The organism is Roseateles violae (assembly GCF_030410485.1).
In the GTDB taxonomy this organism is placed as follows: domain Bacteria; phylum Pseudomonadota; class Gammaproteobacteria; order Burkholderiales; family Burkholderiaceae_C; genus Roseateles_D; species Roseateles_D violae.
In genome coordinates, this window is the sequence record NZ_JAUHHC010000003.1 from 76,036 (window position 1) to 96,736 (window position 20,701).

Below are 20,701 nucleotides of genomic sequence, written 5' to 3' on the forward strand. Positions count from 1 at the left end.
AGAATGCGCGGATGATCCAGATCTATCACAACCCGCGCTGCTCGAAGTCGCGCGAAACGCTGGCCCTGCTGCAGGCGCGCGGCCTCGAGCCGGAAGTCATCGACTACCTGCAGACGCCGCCCAGCGTCGAGCGGCTGCTGGAACTGCAGCGACGCTTGCGCCGGCCGGCGCGCGAGATGCTGCGCAGCGGCGAGGAGACCTACGCGGAGCTGGGCCTGGACGAGCCGGCGCTCGACGAGGCTGCGCTGCTGGCCGCCGTCGCGGCCCATCCGGTCCTCTTGCAGCGCCCCATCGTCGTGAACGGCGATCGCGCGGTGATCGCCCGGCCGTCGGAGCTGGCGCTGACGGTGCTGGACTAAGCCTTGGCCTTGTAGGCCGCCAGCGCCTCGCCGGTCAGCCGGCAGATCCGCCATTCGGGCAGCACGCTGGCGCCCATCTTCTCGTAGAAGCGGATCGCGTCCTCGTTCCAGTCGAGCACGCTCCATTCGAAGCGGCCGTAGTCGCGCTCGACGGCGATCTCGGCCAGGCGCGTCAAGAGCAGCTTGCCCAGGCCCGAGCGGCGATGCGCCGGCCGCACGTAAAGGTCTTCCAGGTACAGGCCCGGCCTGGCCAGGAAGGTGCTGAAGTTGGTGAAGAAGAGCGCGAAGGCGATCACCTCGCGCGAGCCGTCGTCCTCGCCCACCTCGCCGACCAGTGCCTCGACCACCGGCCTGGGGCCGAACAGATGCGGCGCCAGCTTCTCCGGCGTCAGCTGCAGCAGATGAGTGAGGTTCTCGAACTCGGCAAGTTCCGCTATCAGGCCGGCGATGGCCGGCACATCGCGCGGCTCGGCCGCCCTCAAGGTGTAGGTGCTCATGGCCGGGCATTGTGCCTGCCGGCGCTGTCGCCGCGCCGACAGCGCGAACCCGGCGCATCGCCTACATTGGGGCGCATGAACGACACCGCCTCCGCCTACCAGCCGCGCCGCCGGCATCGCAGCGACTTCCTGAGGCTGCGCGGCCTGCGCCACCATCTGCTGCACTGGGGCGAGCAGCTGAAACCGACACCGGAGCGGCCGCTGCTGGTGATGGTGCATGGCTGGATGGATGTCGGCGCCTCCTTCCAGTTCGTCGTCGACGCGCTGCGCGAGGAGCGGACCATCGTCGCGCTGGACTGGCGCGGCTTCGGCCTCAGCGACAACAGCGGCAGCGACAGCTACTGGTTCCCCGACTATCTGGGCGATCTCGATGCGCTGCTGGACGCCCTGAGCCCCGAGGCACCGGTCGACCTGCTGGGTCACAGCATGGGCGGCAATGTGGTGATGAGCTATGCGGGCGTGCGCCCGCAGCGCATCCGCCGCCTGATCAATCTGGAGGGCTTCGGCCTGCCGGAGACGATCCCCGAAATGGCGCCCAAGCGCCTGGCCGACTGGCTGGACGAGCTAAAGACGCCGCAGCAGCTGAAGCCCTATGCGAGCCTGGCGGCCGTCGCCGAACGGCTGATGAAGACCAACCCGCGCCTGTCGCCGGCCAAGGCGCAGTGGCTGGCGCCGCACTGGTCGCGCGAGGACGAGAACGGCCAGTGGATCATCCTCGGTGACCCGGCCCACAAGCGCGCCAATCCCATCCTCTACCGCAAGGCCGAGATCCTCGCCTGCTGGCAGCGCATCGCCGCGCCGGTGCTGTGGGTGGAGGGCGACAGCACCGACATCACCAAATGGTGGGGCAACCGCTATCCGCGCGCGGACTTCGAGGCGCGGCTGGCCGTCGTGCCCGATCTGCAGCGTCACACGCTCAGCGAAGCGGGCCATATGCTCCATCACGACCAACCGGAAGCGCTGGCGGCGGCGATCGAGGGATTCTTGGGAGCGGCCTGAGCGTCGCGGCACGCTACCCTCGCCGGCCAGAAAAAAGGCCAGGGAGGGCCAGCTGATGTTGTTGTCGTCGATTGCCATGCGCTCGTGGCCTCGCTGCTGCGCGGCCGCCATTCTTCTTCTCTTCACCACCGCCACGCCGCTGCAGGCCCAGCCGAGCCAGGGCGGCGCAGCTCCCTCGGCACCGGTCCCCGTCGAGCGCTTCTTCCAGCGCCCGGCCGTGCTGGAGGCCAAGCTCTCGCCATCGGGCAAGTACGTGGCCGTGACCAGCTCCCGCGGCATCGACCGCATCGGTCTGGTGGTCTATGAATTCGGCGTCGGCGCCCGGCGCATCGCCCAGTTCCCCGATCTGGACATCGTGCGCTTCGACTGGGTCAGCGACAGCCGCCTCGTCTACAGCGTGCTGGATCTGGAATCCGGCAGCGGCGACGACCGCCGCGAGCAGCCTGGTCTGTTCGCCGTGAACGTGGACGGACAGAACCATCGCCAGCTGATCCGCCGCCGCAGTCAGCCCACGGTAACGAACGGAGATCCCCGCGATCGCCTGCTCGACTGGTACCACCTGCTCCTGCATGTGCCGCTGCAGCAGGAGGGCGTGCGGCCGAACGAGATCGTCATCGGCCGCCTCAATCTGGCCGGCGACCGCTCGGTCGACTCGGTCACGCCGATGTGGCTGGACACCGCCAGCGGTCGCACCCGCCATCTCGACACCCATGGCGAGCCCGACAACACCGTGAACTGGATGTTCGACAGCAAGGGCCAGCCGCGCGTGGCCATCAGCCGTTCGAAGGGCGCTTCGCGCCTGCACTGGCTGGGCCCCGGTGAAAGCCAATGGCGACAGATCAGCGAGGGCCAGCTCGACCGCCTGCGCTTCTCGCCGCGCGCCGTCGACGACAGTGGCACCCTCTGGGGCACACATACCGAGGGCCGCGAAGCTTGGTCGGTGCTGACCCGTTTCGATTTCGAGGCGATGAAGCCGCAGGCGCCGCCGTTGGTGCGCGCGCCGGGCTTCGATTTCCGCGGCTCCCTGGTCCTCGACCGACCCGGTGGACGCGCGCTGGGCGTGCGGGTCGAGACCGATGCCGAGCAGACGGTCTGGTTCGATGAGGCGATGAAGAAGTTCCAGGTCGAGGTGGACGAGAAGATGCCGGGCCGCGTCAACCGCATCAGCTGCCGCCGCTGCGGCGAATCGGACATGACCGCCCTGGTGCGCAGCTACGCCGACCGGGACCCCGGCCTGCTGCTGGTCTACCAGGCCGCCGAGGCGCGCTGGATACGCGTCGGCGCGCTGCTGGACGAGATCGAGCCGCAGCGCATGGCCTCGGTGGCCCTGCATCGCATCAAGGCCCGCGACGGCCGCGACCTGCCGGTCTGGTTGACGACGCCCGCCAAGGCGCAGCCGGGCCAGGCACTGCCGGCCGTCGTGCTCGTCCATGGCGGCCCCTGGCTGCGCGGCGGCTTCTGGCGCTGGGAGGCGATGCAGCAGTTCCTGGCCTCGCGCGGCTATCTGGTCATCGCGCCCGAGTTCCGCGGCAGCGCAGGCTACGGCTTTGCCCACTACAAGGCCGGCTGGAAGCAATGGGGTCAGGCCATGCAGGATGATGTGGCCGATGCGCTCTTGTGGGCTCAGAGCCAGGGCCTGGCGGCCAAGGACCGCGCCTGCATCGCCGGCGCCAGCTACGGCGGCTACTCGACGCTGATGGGCCTGGTGCGCCAGCCGGAGCTGTATCGCTGCGGCGTGGCCTGGGCTGCGCTGACCGATCCCTTCCTCTATCTGGAAGGCTCCTGGTTCATCGATGACGACATCGCCAGCGATGGCCGCCGCTATTACATGCCCGAGCTGGTCGGCGATGCCGAGAAGGATCGTGCGATGCTGAGCGCCAACTCACCGCTGCTGCAGGCCGCGCGCATCACCGCGCCGCTGCTGCTGGGCTTCGGCGACGCCGACCGGCGCGTGCCGCTGGCCCATGGCAAACGCCTGCGCGAGGCGCTGATCGCGGCCGGCCGCCCGCCCGAATGGGTCGTCTACGACAACGAGGCCCATGGCTGGCGCCAGCTCAAGAATCAGATCGACTGGGCGCTGCGGGTGGAGAAGTTCCTCGCCCAGCACCTGGGCGGCAGCGAGGCGCCTAGCCCCGCTCCTCGCTGAAACTCTCGTCCAGCCTCCGCGTCGCCCAGGCATAGGCACAGACGATCAGCAGAAAGACCAGCAGCGCCCCCTGCGAGGCGACCCAAAAGGAGAAGGGCCAGCCGAAGAAGGTGAAGCTGAGCGCGCGGGCGAAATAGCTGAGGCCGAAGCCGACCAGCGCCCACAGCAGCAGCAGCGCGGCGCTGAGGCGCTGCATGCGCCGCCAGTACCGGCGGCGGCGCGGCTCGGCCGGATCGGAGGGCTGGTCGAGATCGTGCAGCTTCATGCGGCCTCAGCGGCACAGCGCCGGCCCGATGGCCAGGCAGTGGCGGATTTTCAGGCCCGTGGCCAGCAGCCAGACGAGGAACAGCAGCAGCGCCGTCACCGTCGGCAGGCGCTGCGGCGCCAGCCGCGGCAGCAGGCGCCGCGTGCCGGCCAGCAGCGGCGCGCTCAGCCATTCGAACAGGCGGTAGATCGGATTGCCGGCCCGCCCCGCTCCCAGCAGCAGCGCGAGCAGGCCCTGGCCGGCCAGCGCGCACAGGGCGATCTCGGCCAGCATCTTGAACAGGGTGAGAACCAGCAACATGGGCCGCAGTGTGCCCTATGTGAAAATAGCGGGCTAATCCGGGAAACACCATGGACATCGAACGTATCAATCTGATCGGCTCGACCCTCGCCGATCTGACAGCGCGTACCGACGCGCTAAGGGGGTATCTTTGACTACGATCGCAAATCCCTGCGATTGAACGAGGTCAACGCCGCGCTCGAAAACCCGAACGTCTGGAACGAGCCCAAGCGGGCGCAGGAACTGGGCAAGGAAAAGCGCGCGCTGGACACCGTGGTCGAGACCATCGACCACCTGACCAGCAATCTCGCCGACAACAGCGAGCTCTACGAGATGAGCAAGGCCGACGAGGATTTCGCCGGCCTGGAGGCGATCGAGGCCGACGCCGACAAGCTGCGCGAGATCGTCGAGCAGCTCGAGTTCCGCCGCATGTTCAACAACCCGGCCGATCCGAGCAACTGCTTCATCGACATCCAGGCCGGCGCGGGCGGCACCGAGGCCTGCGACTGGGCCGGCATGCTGCTGCGCCAGTACCTGAAGTACTGCGAGCGCAAGGGCTTCAAGGCGACGCTGGAAGACGAGACGCCCGGCGACGTGGCCGGCATCAAGAGCGCCACGATCAAGGTCGAGGGCGAATACGCCTTCGGCCTGCTGCGCACCGAGACCGGCGTGCACCGCCTGGTGCGCAAGAGTCCCTTCGACTCCTCGGGTGGCCGCCATACCAGCTTCGCCTCGCTGTTCGTCTACCCGGAGGTCGACGACTCGATCGAGATCGAGATCAACCCGGCCGATGTGCGCACCGACACCTACCGCGCCAGCGGCGCCGGCGGCCAGCACATCAACAAGACCGACTCGGCGGTGCGCCTGACCCACATCCCGACCGGCATCGTCGTGCAATGCCAGGACGGCCGCAGCCAGCACAGCAACCGCGACGTGGCCTGGAAGCGCCTGCGCTCGCGCCTGTACGACCACGAGATGCGCAAGCGCATGGAAGAGCAGCAGAAGCTCGAGGACACCAAGACCGATGTCGGCTGGGGTCATCAGATCCGCAGCTATGTGCTGGACCAGAGCCGCATCAAGGATCTGCGCACCAACTACGAGACCTCGGCCACGCAGAAGGTGCTGGACGGCGATCTGGACGCCTTCATCACCGAGAGCCTGAAGCAAGGCGTCTAAGCCCCACACCCCGGCCGAGACAGCCGGGGTTTTTCCTGTTCCGATCCGCCCATAAAAGGATGCCCGCCATGCGTGAAGGCACTGTCACCCTGATCCGCCGCGAAGACTACCTGGCCCCGGCCTTCTGGATCCGCAGCGTCGACCTGAGCTTCGACCTGGACCCGGCCAAGACGCTGGTGACGTCCAAGATGCGGATCGAGCGCAACACCGCCGTTGCCCACGGCCCGCTGTGCCTGCACGGCGAGGAACTGAACGTGCTGCGCGTGCTGATCGACGGCGAGAGCGTGTCCTTCCGCCAGGACGGCGATCTGCTGCTGATCGACAAGGCGCCCGACGCCGACTTCCTGCTCGAGATCCGCAACACCTGCGCGCCGGAGAAGAACACCGCGCTGTCGGGCCTCTACACCTCGGGCGGCAGCTTCTTCACCCAGTGCGAGGCCGAGGGCTTCCGCCGCATCACCTTCTTCCTGGACCGGCCCGATGTGATGGCCGTCTACACGGTGACCCTGCGCGCCGACAAGGCCAAGTACCCGGTGCTGCTGTCCAACGGCAATCTGCTGGAGAGCGGCGAACTGGACAACGGTCGCCACTTCGCCAAGTGGCACGATCCCTTCCCCAAGCCCAGCTATCTGTTCGCCCTGGTCGCCGGCGATCTGGTCGCGCGCGAGCAAAAGGTGCGCACCCGCGCCGGCCGCGACCATCTGCTGCAGGTCTTCGTGCGCCGCGGCGACCTGGAGAAGACCGAGCATGCGATGAACTCGCTGATCGCGTCCATGGTCTGGGACGAGGCGCGCTTCAATCTGCCGCTCGATCTGGAGCGCTTCATGGTCGTCGGCGTGTCCGACTTCAATATGGGCGCGATGGAGAACAAGGGCCTGAACATCTTCAATACCAGCGCCCTGCTCGCCTCGCCGGCCACCGCCACCGATGCCGATTTCTCGCGCATCGAGTCGATCGTCGCGCACGAGTACTTCCACAACTGGACCGGCAACCGCGTCACCTGCCGCGACTGGTTCCAGCTCTCGCTGAAGGAAGGCCTGACCGTCTTCCGCGACCAGGAGTTCTCGATGGACATGGCCGCGACGCCTAGCGCGCGCGCGGTCTGCCGCATCCAGGACGTGCGCCAGCTGCGCGCGACGCAATTCCCCGAGGACAGCGGCGCGATGGCGCATCCGGTGCGGCCGGACAGCTATGCGGAGATCAACAACTTCTACACGGCCACCGTCTACGAGAAGGGGTCGGAAGTCGTGCGCATGTACCAGACCCTGGTCGGCCGCGCCGGCTTCGAGGCGGGCATGAAGCTCTATTTCGAGCGCCACGACGGCCAGGCGGTCACCTGCGACGATTTCGCCCAGGCCATCGCCGACGCCAACCCCGGCTCGGCCCTGGCCACGCGGCTGGAGGCCTTCAAGCGCTGGTATTCCCAGGCCGGCACGCCGCGCGTGCGGGCCCGCGGCGTCTACGACGAGCTGGCCCGGACCTATACGCTGACCCTGGCGCAGAGCAATCCGGCCAGCCCGGGCCAGGAGCACAAGCTGCCGCAGGTGATTCCGGTGGCGCTGGGCCTGCTCGGCGCCGAGGGCCAGGCCTTGCCCTTGCAGCTGCAGGGCGAGACCGAGGCCGCCGGCCTGGAGCGCGTGCTGGTGCTGGACCAGGCCGAGCAGCGCTTCGTCTTCATCAATGTGGCGGTGGCGCCGGTGCCCTCGCTGCTGCGCGGCTTCTCGGCGCCGGTGCTGCTGGACGACGGCCTCAGCGACGCCGAACTGCTGGTGCTGCTGCAGCATGACGCCGACGCCTTCAACCGCTGGGAAGCCAGCCAGCGCCTGGCGCTGAACCGCATCCTGGCGGCCGTCCGCTCCGGCCAGGCGCTGCAGCTCGACACCGCCTATCTGGAGGCGATGCGCGCGGTGCTGAAGCACGCCGGCCTCGATGCCGCCTTCAAGGAGCTGGCGCTGACCCTGCCGGGCGAGGCCTATATCGCCGAGCAGCTGGAAGTGGTGGACCCGCAGGCCATCCACGCGGCCGTCGAGGCGGCGCAGATCCAGCTGGCCGCCGCGCTGCGCGAGGACTGGATCGCCACCTTCGAGGCGAACAGCCATACCGGCGCCTACTCGCCCGATCCGGTATCGAGCGGCCGCCGCGCGCTGGCCAATCTGGCGCTGGGCATGCTGGTGCTGGACGCGAAGGCGCAGAGCCGCGCCGACGCCGGCGTCTGGCTGGGCCGCGCCTATCAGCGCTTCAAGGACGCCGGCAATATGACCGACCGCCTGGGCGCGCTGGCCGCCCTGGTCAACGGCCATGCCGAGCTGGCCGAGCCAGCGCTAGCCAAGTTCCACGCGCAGTTCAAGGGCGACCCGCTGGTGATCGACAAATGGTTCGCCTTGCAGGCGCGCGCCGCCGAACAGGGTGGCCGCGTGTTCGCCAAGGTGCGCCAGCTGCTGCAGCACCCGGACTTCAGTCTGAAGAACCCGAACCGCGCACGCAGCCTGATCTTCTCGCTGTGCATGTTCAACCCGGCGGCCTTCCACCGCGCCGACGCGGCCGGCTATGTGTTCTGGGCCGACCAGCTGCTGGCGCTGGACGCGATCAACCCGCAGGTCGCCGGCCGCCTGGCGCGGGTGATGGACCGCTGGACCACGCTGGCCGAGCCCTATCGCAGCGCCGCGCTGGAGGCGATCCGCCGCGTCGCCACCAAGCCCGATCTGTCCAACGACGTGCGCGAGATCATCGAGCGCGCACTGGCCTCCGGTTCCTGAACTTTCCTCGAAGGCAATCCATGACCCGCCGTATCAGTCTCACCCAGTACCTGATCGAACAGCAGCGCCAGCACGGCCATATCCCGCAGGAGCTGCGCCTCTTGATCGAGATCGTCGCGCGCGCCTGCAAGCGCATCGCCATCAGCGTCAACAAGGGCGCGCTCGGTGACGTGCTGGGCACGGCCGGCAGCGAGAACGTGCAGGGCGAGGTGCAGAAGAAGCTGGACATCATCGCCAACGAGGTGCTGATCGAGGCGAACGAATGGGGCGGCCATCTGGCCGCGATGGCCTCGGAGGAGATGGACGGCATCTACGTCGTGCCGAACCGCTATCCCCAGGGCGAATACCTGCTGCTGTTCGATCCGCTCGACGGCTCCTCCAACATCGACGTGAACGTGTCGATCGGCACGATCTTCTCGGTGCTGCGCAAGGTGACCAACCACCGCGGCGTCGGCGAGGAGGACTTCCTGCAGCCGGGCAAGCAGCAGGTCGCGGCCGGCTACTGCGTCTACGGCCCGCAGACGACCCTGGTGCTGACCCTGGGCGACGGCGTGGCGATGTTCACGCTGGACCGCGAGCAGGGTTCCTTCGTGCTGACCAGCGACGAGGTCAAGATCCCGGAGGACACCAAGGAGTTCGCGATCAATATGTCGAACCAGCGCCACTGGGACGCGCCGATGCAGCGCTATATCGACGAATGCCTGGCCGGCAAGGAAGGCCCGCGCGAGAAGGACTTCAATATGCGCTGGATCGCCTCCATGGTGGCCGACGTGCATCGCATCCTCACCCGCGGCGGCGTCTTCATGTATCCCTGGGACAAGCGCGAGCCCAACAAGGCCGGCAAGCTGCGCCTGATGTACGAGGCCAATCCGATGGCCTTCCTGGTCGAGCAGGCCGGCGGCGCCGCCACCAATGCGCGCCAACGCATCCTCGACCTGCCGCCGAGCAAGCTGCACGAGCGCGTCTCGGTCGTGCTCGGCTCCAAGAACGAGGTGGAAAGAATCACGGCCTACCACCTTGAAGCCGACAAATAAATCCTGTTAGAATAGCGGGCTTGCAGTAATGAGCATTGCTGCATGAGCCGATGTAGCTCAGTTGGTAGAGCAGCGCATTCGTAATGCGAAGGTCGGGAGTTCGACTCTCTTCATCGGCACCAAAATTCCTCAATGGTGACAAGGGCTTGGCTTCTGCCAAGCCCTTTGTTTTTGGGCACCGTGGGCACAGGATGGGCCCATGTGCCCATCCTGTGCCCACGGGCTGCGGAGCAGTGCGCTCTGCCCCGCCTATTTGAGCACGGCGGTAAGGCCACCCACCTTGCGCCGAACCGTACCGGGACTCACAACTGGCAGCAGGAAGTCATGGACATCCGCGACCAGGCCAGGCTGGGATGAGATCGCAATCCGAATGGCATGTAGCCGAGGACCTTGCGCGTGGCCGACTGCCCATCGTCCGGCCTGACTGAGAAGCTCCGCGGGCGACGTGGTAATGCTGCTTTGCTCGCGGTAAGGCCGCCGCGCATGGGTATGCCTGGTCGATTCCGACCACAAGCAACAACGGCTCTTTCTTGGCCCGAATGGGGGCAGCATGAAGTTGATCAGCGGCTCTCAGCTCATTCAGATCATCAGCACCGAAGCCCCATTGGGCAGGGCCATGTTGGGTAGATGCGAGGGTGACGAAGTGGCGGTACAGGTCGATCAAATCCGACAGCAGTTTGAAGTGCTGTGGATTGAGTAAGCCGCAACCTGCCTGTCGAGACCGGCCGCTCCTGGCCGACAGCGCGATGCGCAGACTTGCCGGAGGCGGGCTCTCACGGCGTTGCCCGAGACCGGTCGCTACGGCCTCGAGGCCGCCTTATGGCGACCCCAGTGGCCGCGACATCGACACCCACGATGGCCGCACCGACGCGCCGGGGCGCGGAAGGCTTGCGCATCGACGCCGGCCAGGGCGCCCTTCCATGGAGGCCCCCTCAGGCGCGGCGTGTGGCCTTAGCGCTCGAGCGGCGGCGCACCAGGCTCAGCAGGGGCAGCCCTCCTGCGAGCATTAAGGCCCAGCTGCCCGGCTCCGGAACGGGCGTGATGGTCAGACTGGCCGCAGCGCCAGGCAGCCAGTTCCATGCGACGGGCGCATTCGCATCGCCCCGGATGCCGAGGTGGTTGGTGATCACGCCACCCTCGAGGTCACGGGCATTGCCCAGGCCGAGTGCGCCAAGAAAGCCGTTAGCCTCGCTGTTTTTCTCCGAGCCCGCGTCGTAGCCGAAAAGATTGATCGTCACCGTGTCGGTGATCGTTGACAGGTCCAGGCCGTTGATCCCGACAAAGCCATCATTGGTCCAGCCCAGCATGCTGGCAAAGGAAAGCAAGCGGTGAGAGGCATCGGCCTGGACGACCACGCTCACGGTATCCTGCTGGGGCAGCGGCACCGAAAGCGGCGCCGCAACGCTGAGCACGCTCGTGCCCACCAACGCGTTCACTTCGCTGAGCAGAAAGCTGCGATCGCCGCCCTCGGCGATGCGCCAGATCGTCTCGGGTGCGGTCTGGCCGACTGTGTACGCGTTGTAGTTTGCGCTGTGGACGACAAACACCGGGGGCGAGAGTCGTTGCCCAGTTTGCGCAGGCGGTGCACCAGCGGTCAGTGCACTGCTGGTGAGGTTCTTTAACGTGATCTCGTAGGCCGGCGCTTGTGCTGCGGCCTGTTGCGTGATCGACAAGCCGGCCGCTAGGGCCACGCTGAGAGCTGCCAATCGCTTTAGAGTAGCGGCCGAGCCGCTCGCGTCAAGGGAGCAGTATGAGGTGCACATCCAATATCTCCTGGTTGGTCCGTAACAAGGCGAAGGCCCTGTGTCCCGAGAGTCGCGGCACCCCGCAAGTCCTTACACCGGCTCAGGAGCCCCCCCTAGGTTGACACCCTGCTGCTTGAGCCGCACCGAGCAATGAGCGTACCCGCCCCTAAGCGCTCACTTCACCCGCGCCATCTGGGCCCGGCGCGAGCCAAGCTGCCCAGAAACAGTCGCTCATGACCGACCCAGATTGGCCGGCACCGGCTGGCCGAGTTGCAGCGCCTGCGGATGCTCGCTGAAATACGTGACCGCTATCGATTGCACTTCGTAAGCGGGCGGCGATCCCATCTTGAAGTTGCCCGAGGCGTCGACAACGATCATGTCCACTTAGGAATAGGCGGACGCGATGACAAGCGAGAAGACAGGGAACCGGCGGCGCTACAGCCGCGACTTCAAAGCACAGGTGTGGCCGATTGCGATTTACCTGGGGCGCCAGTGGCCAGAATTGCCATGTCTCACGGCATCAATACCAACGTCGTACACGGGTGGCGGAAGTCCACCCGTGAGGCCCGAGTTGGTTTCGTCATGATCGACTGACAGCCAGAAGTCGTGCCGGTGGCCAAGGCGCTTCACAACGCCGAGATCAGCGCGCTGCTGGCCGCGGGGCGCGCGCTGGGGGGCAGCGCACAGCAGCGCGTCGGATGACCTGTGAACTTACACCTTCCGTGTTCTCGGCGAATGCCGTTCAGGCATCTTCCTCCGCCTGCCCGTAGAAGTGAAAACCGCACCGGGTCGTCGTTTTGATCTTGTACATCGCCTGGTCGGCACAATGAATCAGAGCATCAATGTCCTGGCCGTGATCCGGGAAGAGGCTGATGCCGATGCTGGGTGTGCAAAGCGCTTCACCTTGCTCGAGCGCGATGGGCCGCTTCAGCGCTTCGACGATCTTGCTGGCAACGCGAGCAACGATCTCGACTTCGCTGACACGGGGCAAGAGCACGATGAATTCATCTCCTCCGACGCGCGCCACGGTGTCGGAGGCGCGGATGCCCGCCTTCAATCGCCGGGTCACCTCCAGCAGCACCTGATCGCCGGCCTGATGACCCAGGGTGTCGTTCACCTGCTTGAAGCGGTCCAGGTCGATATAGAGAACGGCTACCTGGTCCTTGCTGCCCGCCACGGTGGCGATGGCGTCGCTCAGCCGTTGCCGCAGCAGAGTCCGGTTGGGCAACTCGGTGAGTGCATCGAGGTGGGCGAGACTGCTGAGCTTTTCCTCGATGGCCTTTCGTTCGGTGATATCGGAAAAGATGCTGCTGTAGTTCGTGACCCGGCCCTCGTGGTCCCGGATGGCGTTGATGGAAAGGAACTTCGGATAGATCGTGCCGTCTTTGCGCCGATCCCAGATGTCGCCATGCCAGTGGTCTCTCGTGGCCACGGAGTGCCACATTGCCTTGTAGAACTCCGGACCGTGACGGCCGGACTGCAGGATGCGCGGGTTCTGTCCTCGGGCTTCCTCCTGGCTGTAACCGGTCAATTGCGTGAACGCGCCATTGACCGACAGGATGCTGCCCTTGGCGTCGGTAATGGCCATCGCCAGGTTCGAGCTTTCGAACACCTTCGAGGTCAGGTTGAGCTTCGCTTCTTCGGTCCGTTGCGCCGTGACGTCCTCACCGACCAGCACCACATAGGCGAGCCTGCCGGCGTAATCCTTCTGCGCCATCGAATGCCAGAGAATCAAGGACTGCCCCGATCCGACAAGCGGCGTTTCGAACTCGGCGGGAAAATCCGACGCCCGACCGTCACTTGAAAACAGCGTTTCCGACCGAACACGGTCTGAGCCGAAATGATCAAAAAAGGACGTGTTGAGAAGGCGCTCCGCTGACTTGCCCAGCAGCCCGCTGATCAGCTCGTTGGTGAACACGATCATTCCGCTGGAATCGATCATCAATGCCAACAGGTCGGTCTGCTTCAACAGGCCGGTGATATGCGAGGTGGACAACTCCGGTTCGGCGTGAGCCGCTTCATGCTGGCTGATGTCCACGCAATATCCGATGAAGCCGGCGAAATGGCCGTCGGCCTCGTATCGCGCCATGGCCTCCATTGAAAGCCAACGGTAGTCACCGTCGCGATGCAGGAGGCGGAACTTTCCCCGCCATGCGCTTTTCCGGTGGAGCGCGTCGAGCAAATCACTGCAAAGTAGCGGACGGTCCTCCTCAAGGACCCGCTCCAGCCAACCTTGCCCCAGTTCGCTGGCGAAATCTCGTCCGGTGAAGGCGATCCATGAAGGACTGAAGAATTCGAAGTGGCCCTCGGCGCCGCAGGCCCAGAGCAAAATCTGGCTTGGGTTGACGAGGATGTCGGGGCGATCGCCCATCGCCGCGACAAACGGGGATGATGTGACGACAGTGGCAAGCACTTTTCCGATTCCTGCTACTGGCAACAAACCGTCGCGCAAGCTGGGGGTGCACCATGAGTCTAGCTCTGGCGCCGATGAAGCGCGAGCGAGATTTCGCATCAGGGGGCCCAATGCCTGACCGGCGCCGGGCAGCAGCTGGACGGTTCCCATGGGCAGTTGCTCCCCGACGCCGATGCAGGCATCAAGCCAACGGCAAGTTGAGGACCTGCAGATGTCGAGGTGATGACCGCCCTAGTCGAAAGTTAGGCCTTGATAGGGCGGCTACAAGCGTCACGGCCACCGCCAAACCCCAACCTTCGGTCGCCCCGTTGGTCAAGCTGAGACCATCTGCCTTGGCAGGCGACTACCCGACAGCTGACGCTCGCCGCCGGCCGCTCCTGGCCGACAGCGCGATGCGCAGACTCGCCGGAGGCAGGCTGCTCATGGCCAGGACTGCTTGCTCACCGCGAACGCTGAATGCAGCAATCCAATTCGGTCTTTCGAGCCGCCGACTACCGGCCGGCGTTTCCTTTCATCCCCTGTTCTCAGAACGGCTGCTTCGACCGGGAATGTTCCACCCCCTCATGCCCTGACACCGCGGCGTCACCGGGCCGGTTCAATGCGACGAGCAGCTCGCGCCAAAGACTTCTCGCGAGTTCGAAGTCGAATCGATCCGTGGCGGCGCGCAAGGCCAGATAGTCGGCGCCCAGCGTTCGCTTCAGCACCTGCTCATGCCGCAAGATCAGCCGATAGGCTCCGAAGTCATTGTTCTCCAGCGCGTTCGTGATCTGCGTCTTGATGTCCGCCAGATCGTCGGCCAGCGACAGTGACTCCTGAGAAGCCAACTCCGAGCCGCTGCGCCGCCTCGGCAAACAGCTCGCCAGCGCGGCCAGCAAGGACTGCATCGCTTGCGTCAGATCGTCGAGCCGATCTGCACAGAGATTCGCGCTGCTTGTCGAGTTCCCCAGCACGGTCTCCAGGGCCATGGCCCGCCCCTCGACCTCGATCGCACCCAGCGTTCCGGCGGCGCCGCGCAGCGCATGGGTCTGCTGGACGGCCGCGCTTCGATCGCCGTGCTGCCAAGCGCTTGCAATCCGGTCCATAGTCGATGCCTGCTCGACGGCGAAACGCTGCAACAGCTCCAGATAAAGCTGGCTGCGCCCCGACATGCGCCCCAGCGCATCCCGAACCCGCAGGCCGGCCGACTCCAGCGCCCTCATGACGGGCATCGCATCGGCGGCATCTGCATCGCCATCGACGGGTGTGGAGGCGTCGTCTGGCCCGTCGTCGGCAGCCCCGGCCTCGTGCGCCCCCAGCCACTGCTGCAGCTTCGCCATCAGCCGTCCGGGAGCAATCGGCTTGGCAATGTGATCGTTCATGCCGGCATCCAGGCAGCGCTGGCGGTCCTCGCTCATGGCGCTGGCGGTCATCGCCAGAATGGGCAGCGTTGCCAGCCTGGGTTCCTGCCGGAGGCGCCGCGTGGCGTGCAGCCCATCCATGGCCGGCATATGAACGTCCATCAGCACCAGGTCGTAGTGCCGACGAAGCGCCTTGTCGACCGCCTCGATCCCGTCGCGCGCGATCTCGACCTCGAGACCCCAGCTGTCGAGCAAATCCCGCGCGACAATCTGATTGGTCTCGTTGTCCTCGGCCAGCAGCACACGACGTCCCGACCATGGCGCCGCTCCCGAGGCAGCGGCAAGGCGATGCGGAGCCGGCACGGTCTCGCCCTGCAACACCGCCTGGATCGTATCGAGCAGTGCCGAAGCCGTGATCGGTTTGCCAAGCACATGCGCCACCTTGACCCGCCTGGCCAGCTGCCGCAACTCCGGGCGTCCGAACGCCGTCACGAGCATGATGCGGGGCGGCTTGGCGAGATTCAGGGCCGCAATTTCCTCGGCGACCCGGATCCCGTCCATCTTCGGCATCTGCCAGTCTATGCAGGCCAGGTCGAAGGCCTGCCCCTCGTCCGCGGCCCGCTTCAGCGCATCGAGCGCTGCAAGTCCCGACTCGACCTCGACGCTCTGCATGCCCAGATGCCCCAGCATCTTGCCAAGCAGGGTGCGCGCCGATTCGTTGTCGTCGGCGACAAGCACACGGCGCCCGAGCAGCGATGGCGGCGGGGCTATAGCGGCAGGCGACGTGTCCGAAACGGCCAGCCTGGCTGTGAACCAGAAACTCGAGCCGACACCCGGCCGGCTGAATACGCCGACCTCGCCGCCCATCAGCTGGGCCAGGCCCTTGGCGATGGCCAGCCCGAGGCCGGTGCCGCCAAAGCGGCGGGTCGTTGAGGCATCCGCCTGTTCAAAGCTCTGGAACAGCTGGGCACTCTGCGCCTCACTCAGGCCGACGCCGGTATCCCTGACCTCGAAGCGCAGCATCAACTCCTGCCCTTGCAGGCGACGGCCTTCGACGCGCAGATAGATCTGCCCCGCGGACGTGAACTTGACCGCATTGTTCAGATAGTTGATCAAGATCTGCGACAGGCGCATCGGGTCGCCGCGCAGCGATCTGGGCAGATCCGGCGCGAGATGCAAGACGACTTCCAGGCCCTTGGCCTCGGCGCCCCCGGTGATCAGGGTGCAGACGTTCTCGCACATCCGTTCCAGGTCGAACTCGATCGCTTCGACGTCCAGGCGGCCAGCCTCCAGCTTCGAGAAATCGAGCACATCGTTGAGCAGGCCCAGCAGATGCTGGCTGGAGACATCGAGTCGGCGCAGATAGTCCGCCTGACGCTCGTCGAGGGGCGTGAGGCCCAGCAGATGCGCCATGCCGATGATGGCATTCATCGGCGTGCGGATCTCGTGGCTCATATTGGCAAGGAAACTCGACTTGACCCTTGCGGCCTCCTCGGCGAGGCGCTGGGCCTCTTCCATCCGTTCGGCGGCCTCATGCTCGGCGCTGATGTCGTCGACAACCCAGACAGAACCGAGCTCGGGACGAGCCGGGTCTATCATCCTGCCGCACAGGCGCGCCCAGAACAGACGGCCCTGCGCCCCCACCATCCGCTCCTCGCCGCGATAGACGCCCCCCGCGGCCAGGCTGGCCTGGCTGGCCAGGATCGCCGATCTGGCGGCGTCGCCGCCTTCGAAGAGCGCGGCCGAATGCATGCCGATCAGCTCGTCGCGGGACAGGCCGAATTGCTGGCAGCAGCGCTCATTGCAGTCAATGATCACACGTCCTTTGGTCCACGCAATGCCCGACGCGGCGGTATTGAAGATGAAGCGCTGCTGCTGCTCGGAAAGCTGGAGCGCCTGACGCTGCACTTCGAGTTCTTCGAGCACCCGGGCATGCGTCTCCAGCATTTCACCAAGTTCCCGCAATTCACCAGCGGCAGCGGGCTCACGAAAGCTCAGCCCGCGCTCTCCGGCGTCGAGCCGCTGCAACAGGCGACTCATTGTCGTCAGCGGCACCACAACGCGCCGCATGAAGTAGCCTAATAGCACGGAGAGCACGACGCCGAGGTTGAGCAGCGTTATCAGCGTCGCGAGGATTCGCGTCCAGTAAACGCGAGTCAGGGCCTGGTCCACCTCGGCCGATCGACGCTCCGCGACCTCCGCAAGAATCTGATTGATCGGCGCGAGGACCGCGGCCTTGCGATTCCTGTATTCCTCGCCATAGGCGAGCGCTATGGCATCCTCACGGCGACCCGAGTTCGTCAGCTCAAAGATGCGCTGCTCCAGCAGCACCAGGGCGTCGGACTGACGCTTAGCCTTTTCCAGCAGCATGCTTTCACGTTCGCCGCTGCCGGTCTCCGCCAGCTTTGCAATCGCCAGTTCGCGCTGCCGGGTTTGATGCAGCTCGGTCTCGAACTCCCGGCGATAGCGCTCATCCCCCGTCGCCGCATAGGCGCGCATGGCGGCCGTCAGGACGTCGCTGCCCTGGCGGAATTCGAGCGCCGCCAAGGTGTCGCTGAGCTGGCTGGACAGCGCCTCCTTGCGCTGATCCGCAGCGATTCCCGACCACAAGAAAAAGCCCAGACTCAGCAGCGACAGCACGCAAACGAGTAAGGTCAGGCGACGGCTCGTGTCGCGGATTCTCATCATGACCTTCAGTCAGGATCGGCGAAACGCTGGGCGATCTGGGCAAACTCATCGATCCGCTCGATGAACACATCGACGACGGCAGGATCGAAATGCTGACCGCGGCCGGCCTCGATCAGGGCGCGGGTCTCGTGAAGCGGGAAGGCCGGCTTATAGACGCGCTTGCTCATCAGCGCATCGAACACATCGGCCAGCGCCATCAGGCGCGCCGAGGCCGGAATCGCATCCCCGGCCAGACCGGTCGGATAGCCGCTGCCATCCCACTTTTCATGGTGGCCCAGCGCAATCTCTCGACCCACGAGCAGGAATTCGAAGGCGTCGTCCGCCAGCGTTTCATCATCCGCATCAAACGCCGCGCTGGCCTGGGCAATGGCTCGATCGATGGCCTCGGCGCCAATGCGCGTGTGTCCCTTCATCTGCTCGAACTCCTCGGCGCTCAGGCGCCCGGGCTTCAGCAAGATGGCGTCGGCAATGCCCACCTTGCCCAGATCGTGCAGCGGCGAGGCCTTGACGATCATCGCAAGACGCGGCCCCGCCAGCGCGGCGGCATAGCGAGGATGCTCGCGCAAGCCGGTGGCCAGGATCTCGACATAGCGCTGGGTGCGCAGGATGTGGTGCCCGGTCTCGTTGTCGCGCGCCTCGGCTAGGCAGGCCAGCGCGCGCAAGCTCAGGTCCTGGACCAATAGGCTCTGATGCAAGCGGCGCTGGACCTCTTGCTCCAGCCAACGGTTGTTGTCGGCCAGCCGGTCGCGGGCGATCTTGAGCTCGATATGGGTGCGCACCCGCGCCAGCACCACCGCGGCATTGAAGGGCTTGCTGACATAGTCGACCGCACCGAGGCTCAGGCCCTGCTGCTCGTCCATGACCGAGTTCATCGCGGTGATGAAGATCACCGGAATCCCCTGGGTGCGCTCATCGGCGCGCAAGCGCTTCAGCACCTCGAAGCCGTCCAGGTCCGGCATCATGATGTCCAGCAAGATCAGCGCCGGCGGCGGCGTCATCGATGCGGCCGCCAAGCCCTGTTCTCCGCAGTTGGCGACGCGGACCTCGTATTCGGTGTGCAAGGCCTCGCCGAGAACCAGCAGGTTCTCGGCGACGTCGTCGACGACCAGCACTGTCGGCTTGGCGGCCGTGTCAAACGCGGACTGTGGCGAAGTCTTGCTCATGAACCCTGGATGGTCTTGTTAGAACGACTCCCAGTCTAGGCCAGCGGAGCGCGCTGCCTCGCCAGGCAGGGCGGCGGCGGCCCTCGGCGCGATCACCGGCCTGACGGCAGGCGTTTTTCGCACAGGAGCGCTCGCTCGGGCGACGGGGGCCTTGGGAGCTCGCGCCGCGCCGTTCGCCGCAGGCGCCTGGCCCGCCAAGCCACCCTCGACCTTAAAGACGCTGACCACCTGGACCAGTTCCTGGGACTGGCCGCTCAAGCTGGTCGCGGCGGCAGCCATCTCTTCAACCAGCGCGGCATTCTGCTGCGTGGCCTGATCCATCTGCGTCACCGCCTCGCCGACCTGGGCGACGCCGGCGCTCTGCTGCACGCTGGCCGCGCTGATCTCGCCCATGATGTCGGTCACGCGGCGGATCGATGCCACCACATCGTTCATCGTGCTGCCGGCGCGATTGACCAGCACGCTGCCTTGATCGACCCGCTCGACGCTGTCGGTGATCAGGGTCTTGATTTCCTTGGCAGCCTCGGCGCTGCGTCCGGCCAGATTGCGCACCTCGCCGGCCACGACGGCAAAACCTCGCCCCTGCTCGCCGGCCCGCGCCGCTTCCACCGCCGCGTTCAGGGCCAGGATATTGGTCTGGAACGCGATGCCGTCGATGACGTTGATGATGTCCGCGATCTTCTTGCTCGAATCGCTGATGCCGCGCATGGTTTCAACCACCTGGGCCACCACCTCACCGCCTTCGACGGCCACCGTGCTGGCGCTTTGCGCCAGCTGGTTGGCCTGCCTGGCGTTGTCGGCGTTCTGCTGCACGGTGGAGCTCAGTTCCTCCATCGACGCGGCGGTCTGCTGCAGCGCGCTGGCCTGCGATTCCGTGCGCGCGCTCAGGTCATGGTTGCCCTGGGCAATTTCCGAGCTGGCGGTGGACACCGAATCCGAGCCCTGGCGCACGCGGCCGACGATCTGGGTCAGATTGCTCATCATCGTGCCCAGGGCCGTGAACAGCTGGCCGATCTCATCGCCGCGAGCCGGCGGCAGCGTGGCCGTCAGGTCGCCATTGGCCACCTGCGCCGTCAGATGCACAGCCTGATCCATCGAGCGAATGATGGCCATGAAGATCGTGTACAGCAGCCAGAAGACCAGAGCCAGCATGCCGCCGACGCTGACGACGAAGACCGTCATCCAGCGGCGCGCAGTGGCGTCGGCGCTGTCGATCTGACCCTGGGTGCGCTTGTTCAGCAGCTCGAAGAACTCGTTCACCGGCACCATGATCTTGGCCTTGTTCTGGTGATACGCAGCGTCGTGCATCAGCTCGCGCGCCTTTTCCAGATCCGCCGGCGAACCGGCCTTGACCAGGCCCATGGCCTTGACTTCGGTGTTCACCAGGTCGCCGGACTTGGCCGCTGCATCCTCCAGCTTGGCCAGTTCCGCCGCCGAGAAGCCGGCGCGCTTCATCATGTCGATCAGCGCGATCTTTTCGCCGGCCTGACCGCTGACCGGCACATCGGCGGCGCGGAAATCCCAGTAGATGCCGTCGTAGCCACCCGGACGCGCCACCTTGCCGCTGCGAATCTCCAGGATTTCGTTGTACTGCTTCTCCCAGCGCGAATCGCCGCTGACCACATAGGTACGCGCCAGACGAGTCAGATCGTCCGAGCTGTGCCGAAACTCGTCGGCCAGGCTGTAGGACAGATAGCGTTGCTGATGCGCCTCCGCAATGGCCGAGTTGGCCTGATTCAGACGAGCGCCGGTGAACGCGATCACCGCGGCCAGCACCAGCAGGATGCCGATCAGCAAGCCCATCTTGCGCCGCATCGGCAGATTGTTGATCCAGTTCATTGTGT

General features: G+C 65.9%; 16 protein-coding genes and 1 tRNA gene. 8 read left to right on the forward strand and 9 right to left on the reverse strand.

Annotated features, from left to right (window positions below):
* Positions 1 to 11: 11 nt before the first annotated feature.
* A complete protein-coding gene (gene arsC, locus QWJ38_RS10690) occupies positions 12 to 359 on the forward strand; it encodes an arsenate reductase (glutaredoxin) (RefSeq protein WP_290359071.1) in 348 nt (115 codons plus the stop codon).
* Here arsC and QWJ38_RS10695 read toward each other — a convergent pair.
* Positions 356 to 856: a GNAT family N-acetyltransferase gene (locus QWJ38_RS10695; RefSeq protein ID WP_290359072.1), complete on the reverse strand. Its 501-nt coding sequence runs from the start codon at positions 854 to 856 to the stop codon at positions 356 to 358. The genes arsC and QWJ38_RS10695 overlap by 4 nt on opposite strands.
* A 75-nt stretch (positions 857 to 931) precedes the next feature.
* Between QWJ38_RS10695 and QWJ38_RS10700 the strand changes: the two genes are divergently transcribed.
* Positions 932 to 1,855, forward strand: a complete 924-nt coding sequence (locus QWJ38_RS10700; protein WP_290359073.1) for an alpha/beta fold hydrolase — start codon at positions 932 to 934, stop codon at positions 1,853 to 1,855.
* A gap of 76 nt (positions 1,856 to 1,931) precedes the next feature.
* Positions 1,932 to 4,001, forward strand: coding sequence for an alpha/beta hydrolase family protein (locus QWJ38_RS10705; RefSeq protein WP_290359074.1), 2,070 nt, complete (start codon positions 1,932 to 1,934; stop codon positions 3,999 to 4,001).
* Here QWJ38_RS10705 and QWJ38_RS10710 read toward each other — a convergent pair.
* Complete coding sequence (locus QWJ38_RS10710) at positions 3,982 to 4,266, reverse strand: DUF4212 domain-containing protein (protein ID WP_290359075.1); 285 nt, start codon at positions 4,264 to 4,266, stop codon at positions 3,982 to 3,984. The two genes, QWJ38_RS10705 and QWJ38_RS10710, sit on opposite strands and share 20 nt — an antisense overlap.
* Before the next feature lie 6 nt (positions 4,267 to 4,272).
* A complete protein-coding gene (locus tag QWJ38_RS10715) occupies positions 4,273 to 4,566 on the reverse strand; it encodes a hypothetical protein (protein WP_290359076.1) in 294 nt (97 codons plus the stop codon).
* 50 nt (positions 4,567 to 4,616) lie between these two features.
* Between QWJ38_RS10715 and prfB the strand changes: the two genes are divergently transcribed.
* The 5 genes from prfB to QWJ38_RS10740 all read left to right on the forward strand — a co-directional run bounded on the left by prfB (position 4,617) and on the right by QWJ38_RS10740 (position 10,211).
* Positions 4,617 to 5,721 (forward strand): peptide chain release factor 2 gene (prfB, locus tag QWJ38_RS10720; protein ID WP_290359077.1). Its coding sequence is split into 2 segments (ribosomal slippage): positions 4,617 to 4,697 and positions 4,699 to 5,721, totalling 1,104 coding nucleotides; the frame shifts between segments, so codons are not numbered across the junction.
* Positions 5,722 to 5,789: 68 nt separating this feature from the next.
* A complete protein-coding gene (gene pepN, locus QWJ38_RS10725; protein WP_290359078.1) occupies positions 5,790 to 8,477 on the forward strand; it encodes an aminopeptidase N in 2,688 nt (895 codons plus the stop codon).
* A 20-nt stretch (positions 8,478 to 8,497) separates the two neighbouring features.
* Complete coding sequence (locus tag QWJ38_RS10730) at positions 8,498 to 9,511, forward strand: class 1 fructose-bisphosphatase (RefSeq protein ID WP_290359079.1); 1,014 nt, start codon at positions 8,498 to 8,500, stop codon at positions 9,509 to 9,511.
* Positions 9,512 to 9,557: 46 nt separating this feature from the next.
* A tRNA-Thr gene (locus QWJ38_RS10735) sits at positions 9,558 to 9,633 on the forward strand.
* Between the two features lie 428 nt (positions 9,634 to 10,061).
* Positions 10,062 to 10,211 (forward strand): GreA/GreB family elongation factor, encoded by a 150-nt coding sequence (locus QWJ38_RS10740; protein ID WP_434063964.1) that lies wholly within the window; start codon positions 10,062 to 10,064, stop codon positions 10,209 to 10,211.
* Positions 10,212 to 10,443: 232 nt separating this feature from the next.
* Here QWJ38_RS10740 and QWJ38_RS10745 read toward each other — a convergent pair whose 3' ends face one another.
* The 6 genes from QWJ38_RS10745 to QWJ38_RS10770 form a co-directional block, all read right to left on the reverse strand.
* On the reverse strand, positions 10,444 to 11,184 hold the full coding sequence (locus tag QWJ38_RS10745; RefSeq protein ID WP_290359080.1) for a spondin domain-containing protein: 741 nt from the start codon (positions 11,182 to 11,184) through the stop codon (positions 10,444 to 10,446).
* A gap of 303 nt (positions 11,185 to 11,487) precedes the next feature.
* Positions 11,488 to 11,640 (reverse strand): hypothetical protein, encoded by a 153-nt coding sequence (locus tag QWJ38_RS10750; RefSeq protein WP_290359081.1) that lies wholly within the window; start codon positions 11,638 to 11,640, stop codon positions 11,488 to 11,490.
* A 358-nt stretch (positions 11,641 to 11,998) separates the two neighbouring features.
* Complete coding sequence (locus QWJ38_RS10755) at positions 11,999 to 13,819, reverse strand: sensor domain-containing protein (protein WP_290359082.1); 1,821 nt, start codon at positions 13,817 to 13,819, stop codon at positions 11,999 to 12,001.
* Positions 13,820 to 14,193: 374 nt separating this feature from the next.
* Complete coding sequence (locus QWJ38_RS10760) at positions 14,194 to 17,691, reverse strand: hybrid sensor histidine kinase/response regulator (RefSeq protein ID WP_290359083.1); 3,498 nt, start codon at positions 17,689 to 17,691, stop codon at positions 14,194 to 14,196.
* An 8-nt stretch (positions 17,692 to 17,699) separates the two neighbouring features.
* The gene (locus QWJ38_RS10765) at positions 17,700 to 18,857 is read right to left on the reverse strand and encodes a response regulator (protein WP_290359084.1); all 1,158 of its coding nucleotides are present in this window, start codon (positions 18,855 to 18,857) and stop codon (positions 17,700 to 17,702) included.
* An 18-nt stretch (positions 18,858 to 18,875) separates the two neighbouring features.
* Positions 18,876 to 20,696 (reverse strand): methyl-accepting chemotaxis protein, encoded by a 1,821-nt coding sequence (locus QWJ38_RS10770; protein ID WP_290359085.1) that lies wholly within the window; start codon positions 20,694 to 20,696, stop codon positions 18,876 to 18,878.
* Between the last annotated feature and the right edge of the window lie 5 nt (positions 20,697 to 20,701).